Source organism: Streptomyces sp. NPDC085931, assembly GCF_044540565.1.
In the GTDB taxonomy this organism is placed as follows: Bacteria; Actinomycetota; Actinomycetes; order Streptomycetales; family Streptomycetaceae; genus Streptomyces.
In genome coordinates this window covers 17623-33927 of the sequence record NZ_JBITSK010000021.1, presented here as the reverse complement: position 1 = coordinate 33927, position 16305 = coordinate 17623, and the positions used below count along the sequence as shown (strand labels likewise).

The 16305-nt window shown below is 70.8% G+C and carries 14 protein-coding genes; 13 read left to right on the top strand and 1 reads right to left on the bottom strand.

Features of this window, described 5'->3' with window-relative positions:
* Window positions 1-39 precede the first annotated feature (39 nt).
* The 9 genes from ftsW (at window position 40) to ACIGAN_RS32695 (ending at window position 8577) form a co-directional block, all read left to right on the top strand.
* Complete coding sequence (ftsW, locus tag ACIGAN_RS32735; RefSeq protein ID WP_365092991.1) at window positions 40-1404, top strand: putative lipid II flippase FtsW; 1365 nt, start codon at window positions 40-42, stop codon at window positions 1402-1404.
* Window positions 1405-1410: 6 nt separating this feature from the next.
* Window positions 1411-2508, top strand: a complete 1098-nt coding sequence (gene murG, locus ACIGAN_RS32730) for an undecaprenyldiphospho-muramoylpentapeptide beta-N-acetylglucosaminyltransferase (protein WP_010039354.1) — start codon at window positions 1411-1413, stop codon at window positions 2506-2508.
* A 26-nt stretch (window positions 2509-2534) separates the two neighbouring features.
* The gene (locus ACIGAN_RS32725) at window positions 2535-3329 is read left to right on the top strand and encodes a cell division protein FtsQ/DivIB (protein ID WP_399862973.1); all 795 of its coding nucleotides are present in this window, start codon (window positions 2535-2537) and stop codon (window positions 3327-3329) included.
* Between the two features lie 288 nt (window positions 3330-3617).
* Complete coding sequence (gene ftsZ, locus ACIGAN_RS32720) at window positions 3618-4811, top strand: cell division protein FtsZ (RefSeq protein WP_365092997.1); 1194 nt, start codon at window positions 3618-3620, stop codon at window positions 4809-4811.
* A gap of 10 nt (window positions 4812-4821) precedes the next feature.
* On the top strand, window positions 4822-5553 hold the full coding sequence (gene pgeF, locus ACIGAN_RS32715; RefSeq protein ID WP_399862970.1) for a peptidoglycan editing factor PgeF: 732 nt from the start codon (window positions 4822-4824) through the stop codon (window positions 5551-5553).
* 6 nt (window positions 5554-5559) lie between these two features.
* A complete protein-coding gene (locus tag ACIGAN_RS32710) occupies window positions 5560-6279 on the top strand; it encodes a YggS family pyridoxal phosphate-dependent enzyme (protein WP_399862968.1) in 720 nt (239 codons plus the stop codon).
* A 129-nt stretch (window positions 6280-6408) separates the two neighbouring features.
* Complete coding sequence (gene sepF, locus ACIGAN_RS32705) at window positions 6409-7050, top strand: cell division protein SepF (protein ID WP_399862966.1); 642 nt, start codon at window positions 6409-6411, stop codon at window positions 7048-7050.
* Between the two features lie 70 nt (window positions 7051-7120).
* A complete protein-coding gene (locus ACIGAN_RS32700; protein ID WP_007448661.1) occupies window positions 7121-7405 on the top strand; it encodes a YggT family protein in 285 nt (94 codons plus the stop codon).
* Between the two features lie 53 nt (window positions 7406-7458).
* A complete protein-coding gene (locus ACIGAN_RS32695) occupies window positions 7459-8577 on the top strand; it encodes a DivIVA domain-containing protein (RefSeq protein ID WP_362280483.1) in 1119 nt (372 codons plus the stop codon).
* Window positions 8578-8791: 214 nt separating this feature from the next.
* On the opposite strand, the gene ileS is transcribed toward ACIGAN_RS32695, so the two are convergent.
* Window positions 8792-11935 (bottom strand): isoleucine--tRNA ligase, encoded by a 3144-nt coding sequence (gene ileS / locus ACIGAN_RS32690; protein WP_399862964.1) that lies wholly within the window; start codon window positions 11933-11935, stop codon window positions 8792-8794.
* 607 nt (window positions 11936-12542) lie between these two features.
* Between ileS and ACIGAN_RS32685 the strand changes: the two genes are divergently transcribed.
* From ACIGAN_RS32685 to ACIGAN_RS32670, 4 genes are all read left to right on the top strand, one after another.
* Entirely contained in the window at window positions 12543-14054 is a 1512-nt protein-coding gene (locus ACIGAN_RS32685) for a TraR/DksA family transcriptional regulator (protein WP_399862963.1), read from the top strand.
* A gap of 88 nt (window positions 14055-14142) precedes the next feature.
* Window positions 14143-14817: a signal peptidase II gene (lspA, locus tag ACIGAN_RS32680; RefSeq protein WP_399862961.1), complete on the top strand. Its 675-nt coding sequence runs from the start codon at window positions 14143-14145 to the stop codon at window positions 14815-14817.
* Window positions 14818-14884: 67 nt separating this feature from the next.
* Window positions 14885-15829, top strand: coding sequence for an RluA family pseudouridine synthase (locus tag ACIGAN_RS32675; protein WP_365737360.1), 945 nt, complete (start codon window positions 14885-14887; stop codon window positions 15827-15829).
* Window positions 15826-16296: a GNAT family N-acetyltransferase gene (locus tag ACIGAN_RS32670; protein WP_365737361.1), complete on the top strand. Its 471-nt coding sequence runs from the start codon at window positions 15826-15828 to the stop codon at window positions 16294-16296. Before ACIGAN_RS32675 ends, ACIGAN_RS32670 begins: the two co-directional genes overlap by 4 nt.
* Window positions 16297-16305: the final 9 nt, after the last annotated feature.

Genomic DNA, 16305 nt, shown 5'->3' with positions numbered 1-16305 from the left:
CGCACGCCGCCCCCCTCCGGCAAGGCGGGGTGAGCGGCGATGCCCACCAGCCGCACCGGACGGCCCCCGACCCCGCGCGCCCCCAAGCGCCCCGCCGTCTCCCGGCCCCCCCGGGAGAACGGCGTCCTCGGCCTGTACACCCGCGCCCGCCGCGGCTGGGACCGGCCGCTGACCGCCTACTACCTGATCCTCGGCGGCAGCGCCCTGATCACCGTGCTGGGCCTGGTGATGGTCTACTCGGCCTCCCAGATCACCGCGTTGCAGATGTCGCTGCCCGGCTCGTACTTCTTCCGCAAGCAGCTGCTCGCGGCCGTCATCGGCGCCGGTCTGCTGCTCGCCGCCTCACGCATGCCGGTGAAACTCCACCGGGCGCTGGCCTACCCCATCCTCGCCGGCGCCGTCTTCCTCATGGCGCTGGTGCAGGTGCCCGGGATAGGAGTCTCGGTCAACGGCAACCAGAACTGGCTCGCCGTAGGCGGCTCCTTCCAGCTCCAGCCCAGTGAGTTCGGCAAGCTCGCGCTGGTGCTGTGGGGCGCCGATCTGCTCGCCCGCAAGCAGGACAAGCGGCTGCTGACCCAGTGGAAGCACATGCTGGTGCCGCTGGTGCCGGCCGCCTTCATGCTGCTCGGGCTGATCATGATCGGCGGCGACATGGGCACCGCGATCATCCTCACGGCCATCCTGTTCGGCCTGCTGTGGCTGGCCGGAGCGCCCACGCGGCTGTTCGCCGGCGTCCTGTCGGTCGCCGCCGTGCTCGGCCTGATCCTCATCAAGACCAGCCCCAACCGCATGGCCCGCCTGCAGTGCCTGGGCGCCACCGAACCCCAGTCCGGGCCCGTCGACTGCTGGCAGGCCGTGCACGGCATCTACGCCCTGGCCTCCGGCGGGATCTTCGGCTCGGGACTGGGGGCGAGTGTGGAGAAATGGGGTCAACTCCCCGAAGCCCACACCGACTTCATCTTCGCCGTCACCGGTGAGGAACTGGGCCTGGCGGGGACGCTGTCGGTCCTCGCCCTCTTCGCGGCTCTAGGCTATGCGGGTATCCGCGTGGCCGGACGCACGGAGGACCCCTTCGTGAGGTATGCCGCGGGAGGCGTGACCACCTGGATCACGGCCCAGGCCGTGATCAACATCGGTGCGGTGCTCGGTCTGCTGCCGATCGCCGGTGTGCCTCTCCCGCTGTTCTCCTACGGGGGATCCGCCCTGCTGCCGACCATGTTCGCCATCGGGCTGCTGATCGCCTTCGCGCGCGACGAGCCCGCTGCGCGGGCAGCGCTTGCGATGCGGCAACCTCGCTTTGGTAGAAAGCGGGGGGCCGGGGGAACCGGTTCGGGTCGGAGTCCCCGGAGATGGAACACGATGCGACGGCGCGCCACGGCGGCGCGTCCGTCCGGAGAGCGGTGAATTTCGGTGCATGTCGTACTCGCCGGCGGAGGAACCGCGGGCCACATCGAGCCCGCGCTCGCCCTCGCGGACGCCCTGCGCAGGCAGGACCCGACCGTGGGCATCACGGCCCTGGGCACGGAGCGGGGCCTGGAGACGCGTCTGGTACCCGAGCGCGGTTACGAACTCGCGCTCATCCCGGCCGTGCCGCTGCCACGCAAGCCCACGCCCGAGCTGATCACCGTCCCGGGCCGGCTGCGCGGCACGATCAAGGCGACCGAGCAGATCCTGGAGCGCACCAAGGCGGACGCCGTGGTCGGCTTCGGCGGCTACGTCGCCCTGCCCGGCTACCTCGCGGCCAAGCGCCTCGGCGTGCCGATCGTCATCCACGAGGCCAACGCCCGCCCGGGCCTGGCCAACAAGATCGGCTCGCGCTACGCCAGCCAGGTCGCCGTCTCCACCCCGGACAGCAAGCTGCGCGGCGCCCGCTACATCGGCATCCCCCTGCGGCGCTCCATCGCGACCCTGGACCGGGCCGCCGTACGCCCCGAGGCCCGGGCCGCGTTCGGGCTGGACCCCAACCTGCCCACGCTGCTGGTCTCCGGCGGCTCCCAGGGCGCGCGCCGCCTCAACGAGGTCGTGCAGACGGTCGCCCCCTGGCTCCAGCAGGCCGGCATCCAGATCCTGCACGCGGTCGGCCCGAAGAACGAACTGCCGCAGGTCCAGCAGATGCCGGGGATGCCCCCCTACATCCCGGTAAGTTACCTGGACCGGATGGACCTCGCGTACGCCGCGGCCGACATGATGCTCTGCCGCGCGGGCGCGATGACCGTCGCCGAACTCTCCGCCGTCGGGCTCCCGGCCGCCTACGTCCCGCTGCCCATCGGCAACGGCGAACAGCGGCTCAACGCCCAGCCGGTGGTGAAGGCCGGCGGCGGCCTGCTGGTCGACGACGCGGAACTGACCCCCGAGTGGGTCCAGCAGAACGTCCTGCCCGTGCTCGCCGACCCGCACCGGCTGTACCAGATGTCCCGCGCCGCCGCCGAGTTCGGCCGCCGGGACGCCGACGACCTGCTCGTCGGCATGGTGTACGAGGCGATCGCCGCCGCTCGTGCACACCGCTAGGCCCGTATGACGGAAGGCAGGGGAGCGTGGCCGGATCGACCACCGCCGAGCGCGGTGAACGCCAGCAGAAGTCGTCCGGCCCGCCTCCCGTCAGGCGTCTGAGGCGGCGCCACGTTCGTGTGATCGTCATCCTGGGCCTGACCGTGGTCTTCGTCGGCTTCCCGACCCTGTGGCTGTTCTACGGGTCCGACTGGCTGCGCGCCGAGCGGGTCGCGGTGTCGGGCACCCGGGTCCTGACGCCGGTTCAGGTCAAGGCGGCCGCCGAGGTCCCCCTCGGCGAGCCGCTGATTTCCGTCGACACGGACGCGATCGAGACCCGACTGCGCCGGAAATTGCCCCGAATTGACTCGGTTGACGTGGTCCGTTCCTGGCCCCGTGGAATCGAGCTGAAAGTGGTCGAGCGGACTCCGGTCCTGATTGTCCAAAAGGGCGGAAAGTTCGTCGAAGTGGACGATGAAGGTGTCCGTTTCGCCACGGTTTCCGAGGCGCCGAAAGGCGTGCCCGCACTGGAATTGACGCTGTCACGCTCCGGTTCGGCCGCCGCCGGACTGCGCCGCTTCGGCGAGCCCCGGCTGGTGCGCGAGGCGGTCGGCGTGGCCCGCGCCGTCCCGGCCGCGGTCGCCCGCGACACACGGACCGTCAAGGTCCGTTCCTACGACGACATCTCGCTGGAGTTGAGGGACGGCCGCACCGTCGTCTGGGGGAGCAGCGAGAAGGGTGCCGCGAAGGCCCGCACGCTGACCGCCCTGATGAAAGCCTCGCCCGACGCGCGGCACTTCGACGTGAGCGTCCCCACCGCCCCCGCGTCATCAGGGAGTTGACGCACATCCGCGCAGGCCAGCACCCTGGTTGGGCAGTGCTACGGCTGATCACATAGGGTGAAAAGAAAAACGGGAGGTTCGGCGTGTTCGTTGAACGTGCGCCACTTGTCGACTTAGTGTCCTGTTCAGAAGACTCCAAGGAACGGACACACTGGTAACCCTAAACTTCAGGGTTAGGGTTCGGGTCGGCGATACGGACCGTCCCATTCGGCATCAGTCGTCGGGTCACGGGGCGCAGGGCGTCACGGGGATTCGGCGACACGTAACTCGAGGCGAGAGGCCTTCGACGTGGCAGCACCGCAGAACTACCTCGCAGTCATCAAAGTCATCGGTGTCGGCGGCGGTGGTGTCAATGCCATCAACCGGATGATCGAGGTCGGTCTCAAGGGCGTCGAGTTCATCGCCATCAACACCGACGCGCAAGCTCTGTTGATGAGCGACGCCGACGTCAAGCTGGACGTCGGCCGTGAACTCACCCGCGGACTCGGCGCCGGAGCCAACCCGGCCGTGGGCCGCAAGGCCGCCGAGGACCACCGCGAGGAGATCGAGGAGGTCCTCAAGGGGGCCGACATGGTCTTCGTGACAGCCGGTGAAGGCGGCGGCACCGGCACCGGCGGCGCGCCCGTCGTGGCCAACATCGCCCGCTCGCTCGGTGCCCTCACCATCGGTGTGGTCACGCGCCCGTTCACCTTCGAGGGGCGGCGCCGTGCGAACCAGGCCGAGGACGGCATCGCCGAGCTCCGCGAAGAGGTCGACACCCTCATCGTCATCCCGAACGACCGGCTGCTGTCCATCTCGGACCGCCAGGTCTCGGTGCTCGACGCCTTCAAGTCGGCCGACCAGGTCCTGTTGTCCGGTGTGCAGGGCATCACCGACCTCATCACCACCCCCGGCCTCATCAACCTCGACTTCGCCGACGTCAAGTCGGTCATGTCCGAGGCGGGTTCGGCCCTGATGGGCATCGGCTCCGCCCGCGGCGACGACCGGGCCGTGGCCGCCGCCGAGATGGCGATCTCCTCGCCGCTGCTGGAGGCGTCCATCGACGGCGCCCGCGGCGTGCTGCTCTCCATCTCCGGCGGCTCCGACCTCGGCCTGTTCGAGATCAACGAGGCCGCCCAGCTGGTCAGTGAGGCCGCGCATCCCGAGGCCAACATCATCTTCGGCGCCGTCATCGACGACGCCCTCGGCGACGAGGTCCGGGTCACCGTGATCGCGGCCGGCTTCGACGGGGGCCAGCCCCCGGCCCGCCGGGAGAACGTGATCGGCTCGGCCTCGGCCAAGCGCGAGGAGCCCGCCCCGGTCCGGCAGGCCGAGAGCCGTCCGACCTTCGGCTCGCTCGGCAGCGTGACGCCGAAGGAGGACCCGGAGCCCGCTCCGAAGCCGGTCGAGGAGATCCCGGTCGCCCCGCCGGTCCCGCCGGCGCCGCGCACCTACTCGGACAGCGCGGCCGAGGAACTGGACGTACCGGACTTCCTCAAGTGATCCTTCTGACGTGATAGGACAGCGCGAGAGCGTGAGCGGCGCGCACTTCGCCTTCACCGACCGGTGGGGCGGGGTGAGCGCCGCTCCGTATGAGGAGCTCAACCTGGGCGGAGCGGTCGGGGACGACCCCGACGCCGTACGCACCAACCGGGAACGGGCCGCCACGTCCCTGGGCCTCGATCCGGACCGGGTGGTCTGGATGAACCAGGTGCACGGGGCGGACGTGGTGGTCGTCGACGCACCGTGGGGAACCGCACGGGAGATCCCGTCGGTCGACGCGATCGTCACGGCGCGGCGGGGGCTCGCCCTCGCGGTGCTCACCGCCGACTGCGTGCCGGTGCTGCTGGCCGACCCCGTCGCCGGGATCGCCGCCGCGGCCCACGCGGGCCGGCCCGGCATGATCGCCGGCGTCGTCCCGGCCGCGCTACGCGCGATGACGGACCTGGGCGCCGACCCCTCCCGGATCGTCGCCCGCACCGGACCCACCGTCTGCGGCCGGTGTTACGAAGTGCCCGAGGAGATGCGCGCCGAGGTGTCCGCCGCCGAGCCGGCGGCGTACGCCGAGACGAGCTGGGGCACGCCGGCGGTCGACGTGAGCGCCGGGGTGCACGCCCAACTGGAACGGCTCGGGGTGCGCGACCGGGTGCGTTCGCCGGTGTGCACGCGGGAGTCGCGCGATCACTTCTCGTACCGGCGCGACCGCACCACCGGGCGGCTCGCGGGCTATGTGTGGCTGGACTGACAGGACATGACGGACCGTAAGGACGAACTCGCCGCGAACCTGGCGAAAGTGGAACGGCGCATCGCCGACGCGTGCGCGGCCGCGGGGCGCGTGCGCGAGGACGTGACCCTGATCGTGGTCACCAAGACCTATCCCGCGAGCGACGTGCGGATCCTCGCGGAGCTCGGCGTGCGCCATGTCGCCGAGAACCGCGACCAGGACGCGGCGCCCAAGGCCGCCGCGTGCTCGGATCTGCCCCTGACATGGCACTTCGTGGGTCAACTCCAGACCAACAAGGTGCGATCCGTGGTCAATTACGCGGATTTCGTGCAGTCCGTCGACCGTCCCAAGCTGGTCACCGCGCTGTCGAAGGAGGCCGAGCGGACCGGGCGCGAGCTGGGGTGCCTGCTGCAGGTCGCGCTCGACGCCGGGGTGAGCGGGCGGGGCGAGCGCGGAGGCGTGGCGCCCGAGGGCGTCGCGGAGTTGGCCGGCCTCGTCGCCGGCGCGCCCGGGCTGCGGCTCGCCGGTCTGATGACCGTCGCACCGCTCACCGGGGAGTACGCGGGACGCGAACAGGCGGCGTTCGGGCGGTTGATGGATTTGTCGACCGACCTGCGCCGGAGTCATCCGGCTGCCACCATGGTCTCCGCAGGGATGAGCGCGGACCTCGAACAGGCCGTGGCGGCCGGAGCGACACATGTGCGCGTCGGCAGCGCGGTACTCGGAGTCCGCCCCAGGCTCCGGTAACGTCGCCAAGAAGTCGGACCACAGCAGAAAATATGGTCATTGCCGCCGAAAGGCGGATGCAAGGACCTCGTGGATCGCGGGCACTTGGCAGTCGTCAGCCGATCCACCACAGAGCGGAGGACTCAGAGCATGGCCGGCGCGATGCGCAAGATGGCGGTCTACCTCGGCCTCGTGGAGGACGATGGGTACGACGGCCGCGGATTCGACCCCGACGACGACTTCGAACCCGAACTGGACCCGGAACCCGAGCGGGACCACCGGCGGCACGAGCCGTCCCACCCGCCGCATGTCTCACATCAGCCCCAAAGGGACGAAGAGGTACGAGTCGTACAACCGTCCGCACCTCGCGAGCCGGCCCCCCGCTCCGCTTCGCTCCCCGCGGAATCCAGCCGCCCGGCGCGCATCGCGCCCGTGGCATCCATCACACAAGAACGCGCCAGCCTGGAGAAGAACGCACCGGTGATCATGCCCAAGGTCGTGTCGGAACGAGAGCCTTACCGGATCACCACGCTCCACCCGCGGACCTACAACGAGGCCCGTACCATCGGGGAACACTTCCGTGAGGGCACCCCGGTGATCATGAATCTGACTGAGATGGATGACACAGACGCGAAGCGACTTGTCGACTTTGCGGCCGGTTTGGTGTTTGGTCTTCACGGCAGCATCGAGCGGGTGACGCAGAAGGTGTTCCTGTTGTCGCCTGCTAACGTCGATGTCACGGCGGAGGACAAGGCCCGCATCGCAGAGGGCGGGTTCTTCAACCAGAGCTGAGACGCACCACCGGAAACATCAGTACACAGCACTACACAGCAGGGCACAGGGGAGAGGGAAGCAACAGGTCATGAGCGTGGTTTTGGATGTCGTCTACATCGCGCTGATGTGCTTCCTCATCGTGCTCATCTTCCGGTTGGTCATGGACTACGTCTTCCAGTTCGCCCGCTCATGGCAACCCGGCAAGGCGATGGTGGTCGTTCTGGAGGCCACCTACACTGTCACTGATCCACCGCTCAAGCTTCTGCGGCGGTTCATTCCGCCGCTGCGTCTCGGGGGCGTGGCGCTCGACCTGTCCTTCTTCGTACTGATGATCATCGTCTACATCCTGATCTCGATCGTGAGCCGGCTGTGAGCGATGTGAACCATGGTCTTGCCGAATGCCGACGACTACGTTGAGGTGAAGAGATGCCGTTGACCCCCGAGGACGTGCGGAACAAGCAGTTCACGACCGTCCGCCTCCGAGAAGGCTATGACGAGGACGAGGTCGATGCCTTCCTCGACGAGGTCGAAGCCGAACTGACCCGCCTGCTCCGCGAGAACGAGGACCTGCGCGCCAAACTGGCCGCGGCCACGCGCGCTGCTGCCCAGAACCAGCAGAACATGCGCAAGCCGCCGGAGCAGGACCAGCAGCAGCAACAGCAGCAGCAGGGCATGCGAGGTCCGGGTGGTCCCGTACCCGCCGGCATATCGGGCCCGCCGCAGCAGCAGATGGGTGGCCCCATGGGTGGTCCGCCCCAGCTGCCGAGCGGTGCCCCGCAGCTGCCCGCCGGTCCCGGCGGTCAGGGTGGTCCCCAGGGTCCTGGTGGTCCCGGTCCGATGGGCCAGGGTCCGGGTCCGATGGGTCAGCCCCCCATGCAGCAGCAGATGGGTGGTCCGATGGGCGGCCCCATGGGCGGTCCGATGGGCGGCCCCGGTCAGGGACCCGGCGGCGACAGCGCCGCCCGTGTCCTCTCGCTGGCCCAGCAGACCGCCGACCAGGCGATCGCCGAGGCCCGTTCCGAAGCCAACAAGATCGTCGGCGAGGCGCGTTCGCGTGCCGAGGGTCTGGAGCGTGACGCCCGGGCCAAGGCCGACGCCCTGGAGCGGGACGCGCAGGAGAAGCACCGCGTCGCGATGGGCTCCCTGGAGTCCGCCCGCGCCACGCTGGAGCGCAAGGTCGAGGACCTGCGCGGCTTCGAGCGCGAGTACCGCACGCGCCTGAAGTCGTACCTGGAGTCGCAGCTGCGTCAGCTGGAGACCCAGGCCGACGACTCGCTGGCCCCGCCGCGCACTCCGGCGACCGCGTCCCTCCCGCCGTCCCCGGCGCCTTCCATGGCACCGGCCGGCGCGAGCGCCCCGTCCTACGGTGGCAACCAGACGATGGGCGGCCCCCCCTCGCCGTCCGCTCCGTCCTACGGTGGCCAGCAGCAGATGTCGCCGGCGATGACCCAGCCGATGGCGCCGGTGCGTCCGCAGGGTCCGTCGCCGATGGGTCAGGCGCCCTCGCCCATGCGGGGCTTCCTGATCGACGAGGACGACAACTGACGGCCTGATGGCCGGTAGTACGGCGTAGACGTCGGCAGCGTTCAGGGCGAGGCCCCGGGTACATCCCGGGGCCTCGCCCTTTGCCCTGCCCGTTCGTGCCCGCGCACGGGTGTGCGGGCGAACGTGTCCGCGGTCGTGCGTACGCAACGCCGAAGGCCCGGTCCCGCCAAGATCTTTGGCAGGGCCGGGCCTTCGGCGGGTGAGGTCCTGGTGGTTACGCCTTGCGCAGGCGGAACGTCAGGGTCAGTCCCTCGTCGGTGAACGGCTCGCCGTAACCGCCGTCCGCCTCGCCCTGGGCGAAGTCCGTGGCGAGGACCTCGTCGGCGATCAGGCCGGCGTGGTCGGTGAGGGCCGCGACCGTCGCCGCGTCCGTCGCCGTCCAGCGCAGGGCGATGCGATCGGCCACGTCGAGGCCGCTGTTCTTGCGGGCCTCCTGGATCAGGCGGATCGCGTCACGGGCCAGGCCCGCACGGCGCAGCTCCTCCGTGATCTCCAGGTCCAGGGCGACCGTGGCGCCCGCGTCGGACGCCACCGACCAGCCCTCGCGCGGGGTCTCGGTGATGATGACCTCGTCGGGGGCCAGCGTGACGGTCTCGCCGTCGACCTCCACCGACGCCGTGCCCTCGCGCAGGGCCAGGGACAGGGCGGCCGCGTCCGCGTTCGCGACGGCCTTCGCCACGTCCTGGACGCGCTTGCCGAACCGCTTGCCCAGCGCGCGGAAGTTGGCCTTCGCGGTGGTGTCGACCAGGGAGCCGCCGACCTCGCTCAGCGTGGCCAGGGACTCGACGTTCAGCTCCTCCGTGATCTGCGCGCGCAGTTCGGAGTCCAGCGTCTCGAAGCCGGTGGCCGCGATCAGGGCGCGGGAGAGCGGCTGACGCGTCTTGACGCCCGACTCCGCGCGCGTGGCCCGGCCCAGCTCGACCAGGCGGCGCACCAGCACCATCTGCTTCGACAGCTCCGGGTCGATGGCGGTGAGGTCCGCCTCCGGCCAGGACGACAGGTGCACCGACTCGGGGGCGTCCGGGGTGACCGGGACGATCAGGTCCTGCCAGACCCGCTCGGTGATGAACGGGGTCAGCGGGGCCATGAGCTGCGTCACGGTCTTCACGACCTCGTGCAGCGTGCGCAGCGCGGCCTTGTCGCCCTGCCAGAAGCGGCGGCGGGAGCGGCGCACGTACCAGTTGGACAGGTCGTCGACGAACGCGGACAGCAGCTTGCCGGCGCGCTGGGTGTCGTAGGCGTCGAGGGCCTGGGTGACCTGGTCGGTGAGGGCGTGCAGTTCGGACAGCAGCCAGCGGTCCAGGACCGGGCGGTCGGCCGGGGCCGGGTCGGCCTCGGAGGGGGACCAGTTCGACGTACGGGCGTACAGTGCCTGGAAGGCGACCGTGTTCCAGTACGTCAGGAGCGTCTTGCGGACGACCTCCTGGATGGTGGTGTGGCCCACGCGGCGGGCCGCCCAGGGGGAGCCGCCGGCGGCCATGAACCAGCGCACCGCGTCGGCGCCGTGCTGGTCCATCAGCGGGATCGGCTGCAGGATGTTGCCCAGGTGCTTGGACATCTTGCGGCCGTCCTCGGCGAGGATGTGACCGAGGCAGACCACGTTCTCGTACGACGACTTGTCGAAGACGAGCGTGCCGACCGCCATCAGCGTGTAGAACCAGCCGCGGGTCTGGTCGATCGCCTCGCAGATGAACTGCGCCGGGTAGCGGGCCTCGAACAGCTCCTTGTTCTTGTACGGGTAGCCCCACTGCGCGAACGGCATCGAGCCCGAGTCGTACCAGGCGTCGATCACCTCGGGCACGCGCGTGGCGGTCTTGCCGCAACCGCCCTGCGGGCAGGCGAAGGTGACCTCGTCGATGAACGGGCGGTGCGGGTCCAGGCCCGACTGGTCGGTGCCGGTCAGCTCGGTCAGCTCGGTGAGGGAGCCGACGCAGGTGAGGTGGTCGTCCTCGCAGCGCCAGATGGGCAGCGGGGTGCCCCAGTAGCGGTTGCGGGACAGCGCCCAGTCGATGTTGTTGTTCAGCCAGTCGCCGTAGCGGCCGTTCTTGACCGTGTCAGGGAACCAGTTGGTGCCCTCGTTCTCCGCGAGGAGGCGGTCCTTGATCGCCGTGGTGCGGATGTACCAGGACGGCTGCGCGTAGTAGAGCAGCGCGGTGTGGCAGCGCCAGCAGTGCGGGTAGCTGTGCTCGTACGGGATGTGCTTGAAGAGCAGGCCGCGCTCGTCGAGGTCGGCGGTGAGCTTCTCGTCCGCCTTCTTGAAGAAGACGCCGCCGACGAGCGGGACGTCCTCCTCGAACGTGCCGTCCGGGCGGACCGGGTTGACCACGGGCAGGCCGTAGGAGCGGCAGACCTTGAGGTCGTCCTCACCGAAGGCGGGGGACTGGTGGACCAGGCCCGTGCCGTCCTCGGTGGTGACGTACTCGGCGTTGACGACGAAGTGGGCCGCCTCGGGGAACTCGATCAGCTCGAAGGGGCGCCGGTAGGTCCAGCGCTCCATCTCGGCGCCCGTGAAGGTCTGCCCGGTGGTCTCCCAGCCCTCGCCGAGGGCCTTGGCGACCAGCGGCTCGGCGACGACCAGCTTCTCCTCGCCGTTCGTGGCGACGACGTAGGTCACCTCGGGGTGCGCGGCGACCGCGGTGTTGGACACCAGGGTCCACGGGGTCGTCGTCCACACCAGCAGGGCGGCCTCGCCGGCGAGCGGGCCGGAGGTCAGCGGGAAGCGGACGTAGACGGACGGGTCGACGACCGTCTCGTAGCCCTGGGCCAGTTCGTGGTCGGACAGGCCCGTGCCGCAGCGGGGGCACCAGGGGGCGACGCGGTGGTCCTGGACGAGCAGGCCCTTGGTGAAGATCTCCTTCAGCGACCACCAGACGGACTCGATGTACTCGGGGTCCATCGTGCGGTACGGGTTCTTCAGGTCCGTCCAGTAGCCCATGCGGGTCGTGAGCTCTTCGAAGGCGTCCGTGTGCCGGGTCACCGACTCGCGGCACTTCGCGTTGAACTCCGCGATGCCGTACTCCTCGATGTCCTGCTTGCCGGAGAAGCCGAGCTCCTTCTCGACGGCCAGCTCCACCGGGAGGCCGTGGCAGTCCCAGCCGGCCTTGCGGGCCACGTGATAGCCGCGCATGGTGCGGAAGCGCGGGAAGACGTCCTTGAAGACGCGGGCCTCGATGTGGTGGGCGCCGGGCATGCCGTTGGCGGTGGGCGGGCCCTCGTAGAACACCCATTCGGGGCGGCCCTCGGACTGCTCCAGGCTCTTGGCGAAGATCTTCTGCTCACGCCAGAAGTCGAGCACGGCGTGCTCGAGGGCGGGCAGATCGACCTGGGCGGGTACCTGGCGATACGTCGGCGATGTCATCAGCGGGCTTCCTCCGGCGGACTTGCTGCCTTCCGTCCGGAGGGACGAGAGCTACGTCTGCCTGCGCCGCCTTCGGCGCGCTCCCGCGGTACCACCCTCCTTGGCCCTCCGGCACGGGGTGTGCGCCGGCGAGCCCCCTCATTGGGGTCGCGATGCCGGGTCTACTGGCCGCTGCCTGCGCTGCGGCGTTCTTCCGGCGGCTCCGGGGTGATCTTCACGTCGCGCTCGCCCCCGGGCTTCCACCGTCCCCGGGTCGCTCTGGGCTGCGTACGCCGCTACTCGTCCCCATCCACGCTTTTCGCTCCGCCCAGTGTACGGCGCCGGGCGGACAGCGGCCGACCGCTTTTCGGGAGGGCCGGAAAGCGAGTTCTGGGATGGCTTATGGGTTTGATGACCTTATTGGGGTGGTATGGGTGTTCGGATCCTGGGACGTCCGGCCCGGCGGATTACCGGACGGGGAGCGGGGCACAACGGATGCAGGTTCGCCACGCGGCGTGCGCGAGGCGGGCGAATCGGGCGGTGTGCCCCGTTGCCGTGGGACTCGAGTCGATTTATCGTCCCAGCACGATGCGCGAGCAAGATCACAATATGTGAAGGGGCCGCGGCCATGGTGGCGAAGAAGACCGCCGTACAGCAGCCGGCGTCCGGCGGGCCGGGCAAGGCCCCCGGCGGTGCGGCCAAGGGCGTGGGCGGGAAGAAGTCCGCGCAGGCCGGCTCGGCTGGGCGGGCGGTGAAGGGGGCGGTGGAGAAGGCGGCCGGGGGGACGAAGGCCGCGGTCGAGAAGACCAAGGCGGCCGTCAGGAGCGTCAAGAACGTCACGAAGGAGGCGGCCGAGGGGGCGGCGGGCCGGGAGACCGGGGGCGGGGGAGCGGCCGAGGGGACGACGCCGGCGGATCGGACGGGGGCCGGGCAGGCAGCGTCGCGCGGGCAGGCGGCTTCGCGCGGGCAGGCAGCGGCCGCTTCGGCTTCGGATGCCGCGGCTTCCGCCGGCACGGCTCCGGCCGAGAAGGGGCCGGCCACGAAGCCTCCGGCCAAGAAGGCTCCGGCCAAGAAGGCTCCGGTCAGGAAAGCCGCAGCCGGGAAGGGTGCAGCGAAGAAGGCCGCGGCGAAGAAGGGCGCAGCCGAGAAGGCCGTGGCCAAGCAGGCCCCGGTCAAGAAGGCCCCCGTCAAGAAGGCCGTGGCCAAGAAAGCCCCCGCGAAGAAGGCCACGGTCGAGAAGGCCGCAGCCGGGAAGGGCTCCGCCGAGGGAGCCCTCGCGCGCAAGGCCGGAAGCGAAGTGGCGGTCTCCGAAGAGGCGGCAGAAGAGGCGGCAAGGGCCGGGAAGGCGCCGGTGAAGAAGGCCGCCCCGAAGAAGGGCGCCGAGGCGCCCGGCAAGAAAGCAGGCGCCAAGAAGGCCGTGGCGGGGAAGGCTCCGGCCAGGAAGGGCGTCGGCGGCAAGGAGAGCGACGGTGGGGGCGGGGTCGTGAGGAAGGGAGCCGAGGGCGTGGCCGGGCAGGGCGCCGCAGGCGGGAGCACCACCACGAAGAGCGCGGCCGGCACGGGCACCGCCCGGGCCGCAGCGGTCACACAGGACACGGCCGGGAGCAGCACGGCCAAGAAGGCGGGCGCGGCCGGGACCGCGCCGCAGACGGGAGCGACGACGGTGGGTGCGAAGAAGACTCCTGGCACGGCCACGGCGGCGAAGACCGCCGTTCCGAAGGCACGGGCGGGCGTGGTGGAGCCCGGTGAGCTCGCGGTACGCCCGGGGGAGGACCCCTGGACGGCCGAAGAGGTCGAGGAGGCCAGGTCCGAGCTGATGTCCGAGGAGGCGCGGCTGCGGGAGGAGATCAGCTCGTCGGAGCGGTCCCTCGCCGGCCTGATGCGGGACTCCGGGGACGGCGCGGGGCACGACGAGGCGGACACCGGCAGCAAGAACATCACGCGTGAGCACGAGCTGGCGCTGGCCGCCAACGCGCGCGAGATGCTCGACCAGACCGAACGCGCCCTGGACCGCCTCGACTCCGGCACCTACGGCCTGTGCGAGAACTGCGGCAACCCCATCGGCAAGGCCAGGATGCAGGCCTTCCCGAGGGCCACCCTCTGCGTGGAGTGCAAGCAGAAGCAGGAGCGCCGGTACTGACCCTCGCCGAATGCCTCCTGAGCACGTGCGTCGCGCGAGCCGTGACGTACCCTCGTGCTCAGTCAGGCACCTAGGTTGAGGGACTCACGTGGCAGAGGCGGAGCGCATCATCGGTACGCCGGACACACCGGACGCGGCCGGGGACGGACGGGAGCGGCCCAGTTCCGAGGACACCGGCGCCCGGACCGGGGAGTCCGGCACCGCCCCGACGGGCGCGGCGGCCGCCGGGGCGTCCGGTTCCGATGAGCCGGAGGCCGCGGCCGGGCCGGCCCCGCGGGGCAGGCGCCGGATCGCGGTGCTCTTCGCGGTGGCCCTGTTCGCCTATGCCCTCGACCTGATCAGCAAGCTGATCGTGGTGGCCAAGTTGGAGCACCACCCGCCGATCGAGATCATCGGGGACTGGCTGAAGTTCGAGGCCATCCGCAACGCGGGCGCGGCCTTCGGCTTCGGCGAGGCCTTCACCGTGATCTTCACCGTGATCGCGGCGGCGGTGATCGTGGTGATCGCCCGTCTGGCCCGCAAGCTCTACAGCCTGCCCTGGGCGATCGCGCTCGGGCTGCTGCTCGGCGGTGCGCTGGGCAACCTCACCGACCGGATCTTCCGCGCGCCGGGCGTCTTCGAGGGCGCGGTGGTGGACTTCATCGCGCCCAAGCACTTCGCCGTGTTCAACCTGGCCGACTCGGCGATCGTGTGCGGCGGCATCCTGATCGTGCTGCTGTCCTTCAAGGGGCTCGACCCGGACGGCACCGTCCACAAGGACTGAGCGGGCGCCGGACGGGTTGTCCACAGGCGCGTACGGGGGTGCCGGGCCCGTCCGGCATACTCGACGGGTGAGCACGCTTCCCGAGATCCGTACCCTGCCCGTGCCCGACGGCCTGGAGGGCGAGCGCGTCGACGCCGCCATCTCCCGCATGTTCGGCTTCTCCCGTACCAAGGCGGCCGAGCTGGCCGCGGCGGGGAAGGTCACGGTCGACGGGTCGGTGGTCGGCAAGTCGGAGCGGGTGCACGGCGGGGCCTGGCTGGAGGTCGAGATGCCGCAGGCGCCCGCGCCGGTGCAGGTGGTGGCCGAGCCGGTCGAGGGCATGGAGATCGTCCACGACGACGACGACGTGGTCGTCATCGTCAAGCCCGTCGGCGTGGCCGCGCACCCGTCGCCGGGGTGGACCGGCCCGACCGTCATCGGAGGCCTCGCCGCCGCCGGGTACCGGATCTCCACGTCCGGCGCCGCCGAGCGCCAGGGCATCGTCCACCGCCTGGACGTGGGCACGTCGGGGCTGATGGTCGTGGCCAAGTCGGAGTACGCGTACACGTCGCTGAAGCGCCAGTTCAAGGAGCGCACGGTCGACAAGCGGTACCACACGCTCGTCCAGGGCCACCCGGACCCCACCAGCGGCACCATCGACGCCCCCATCGGCCGGCACCCGCAGCACGACTACAAGTGGGCCGTCACCGCCGAGGGCAAGCCGTCGGTGACGCACTACGACCTCATCGAGGCGTTCCGCGCCGCGTCCCTGCTCGACGTGAAGCTGGAGACCGGCCGCACCCACCAGATCCGTGTCCACATGGCCGCCCACCGGCACCCCTGCGTCGGCGACCTGACGTACGGCGCCGACCCGACGCTCGCCAAGCGGCTGCGGCTGACCCGCCAGTGGCTGCACGCGGTGCGGCTCGGCTTCGAGCACCCCGGGGACGGGCAGTGGGTGGAGTTCTCCTGCGACTACCCGGAGGACCTGAGCAACGCCCTGGACCAGGTGCGGGAGGAGACGTACGCGTGAGCGAGCCAGGCTACGCGGTGCGGGTCGCCGAGGACCCGGCCGACCGTGAGGCGTGCTTCGCGGTGCGCAAGGAGGTCTTCGTCGGCGAGCAGGGCGTGCCGGAGGACCTGGAGTACGACGCCCACGACGCCGGGGCCGTCCATGTGCTGGCGATCCGGGCGGACGGCGTGCCGCTCGGGACCGGGCGGCTGCTGGTCGGGGAGGCGGCCGTGGCGCAGACCGGGGCCGATCCGTCGGTGGGCTCCCTCGGGCGCCTCGCCGTGGCCGCTCACGCGCGCGGGACGGGTGTCGGTGCCGCCCTGGTGCGGGCCATCGAGGACGCGGCACGCGCGCGCGGGCTCGCGGCCGTCGACCTGCACGCCCAGACGCACGCGCTCGGCTTCTACGAGCGGCTGGGCTATGCGGCCTACGGGCCGGAATATCTGGAGGCCGGAATTCCCCATCAGGGGATGCGGCGCTCGCTCTAGCCCGCCGCA

Coding starts and splice junctions, on each gene's coding strand:
- ftsW (WP_365092991.1), top strand. CDS start 40: ATGCCCACCAGCCGCACCGGACGGCCCCCGACCCCGCGCGCCCCCAAG.
- ACIGAN_RS32710 (WP_399862968.1), top strand. CDS start 5,560: ATGACGGACCGTAAGGACGAACTCGCCGCGAACCTGGCGAAAGTGGAA.
- sepF (WP_399862966.1), top strand. CDS start 6,409: ATGGCCGGCGCGATGCGCAAGATGGCGGTCTACCTCGGCCTCGTGGAG.
- ACIGAN_RS32700 (WP_007448661.1), top strand. CDS start 7,121: ATGAGCGTGGTTTTGGATGTCGTCTACATCGCGCTGATGTGCTTCCTC.
- ACIGAN_RS32695 (WP_362280483.1), top strand. CDS start 7,459: ATGCCGTTGACCCCCGAGGACGTGCGGAACAAGCAGTTCACGACCGTC.
- ileS (WP_399862964.1), bottom strand. CDS start 11,935: ATGACATCGCCGACGTATCGCCAGGTACCCGCCCAGGTCGATCTGCCC.
- ACIGAN_RS32685 (WP_399862963.1), top strand. CDS start 12,543: ATGGTGGCGAAGAAGACCGCCGTACAGCAGCCGGCGTCCGGCGGGCCG.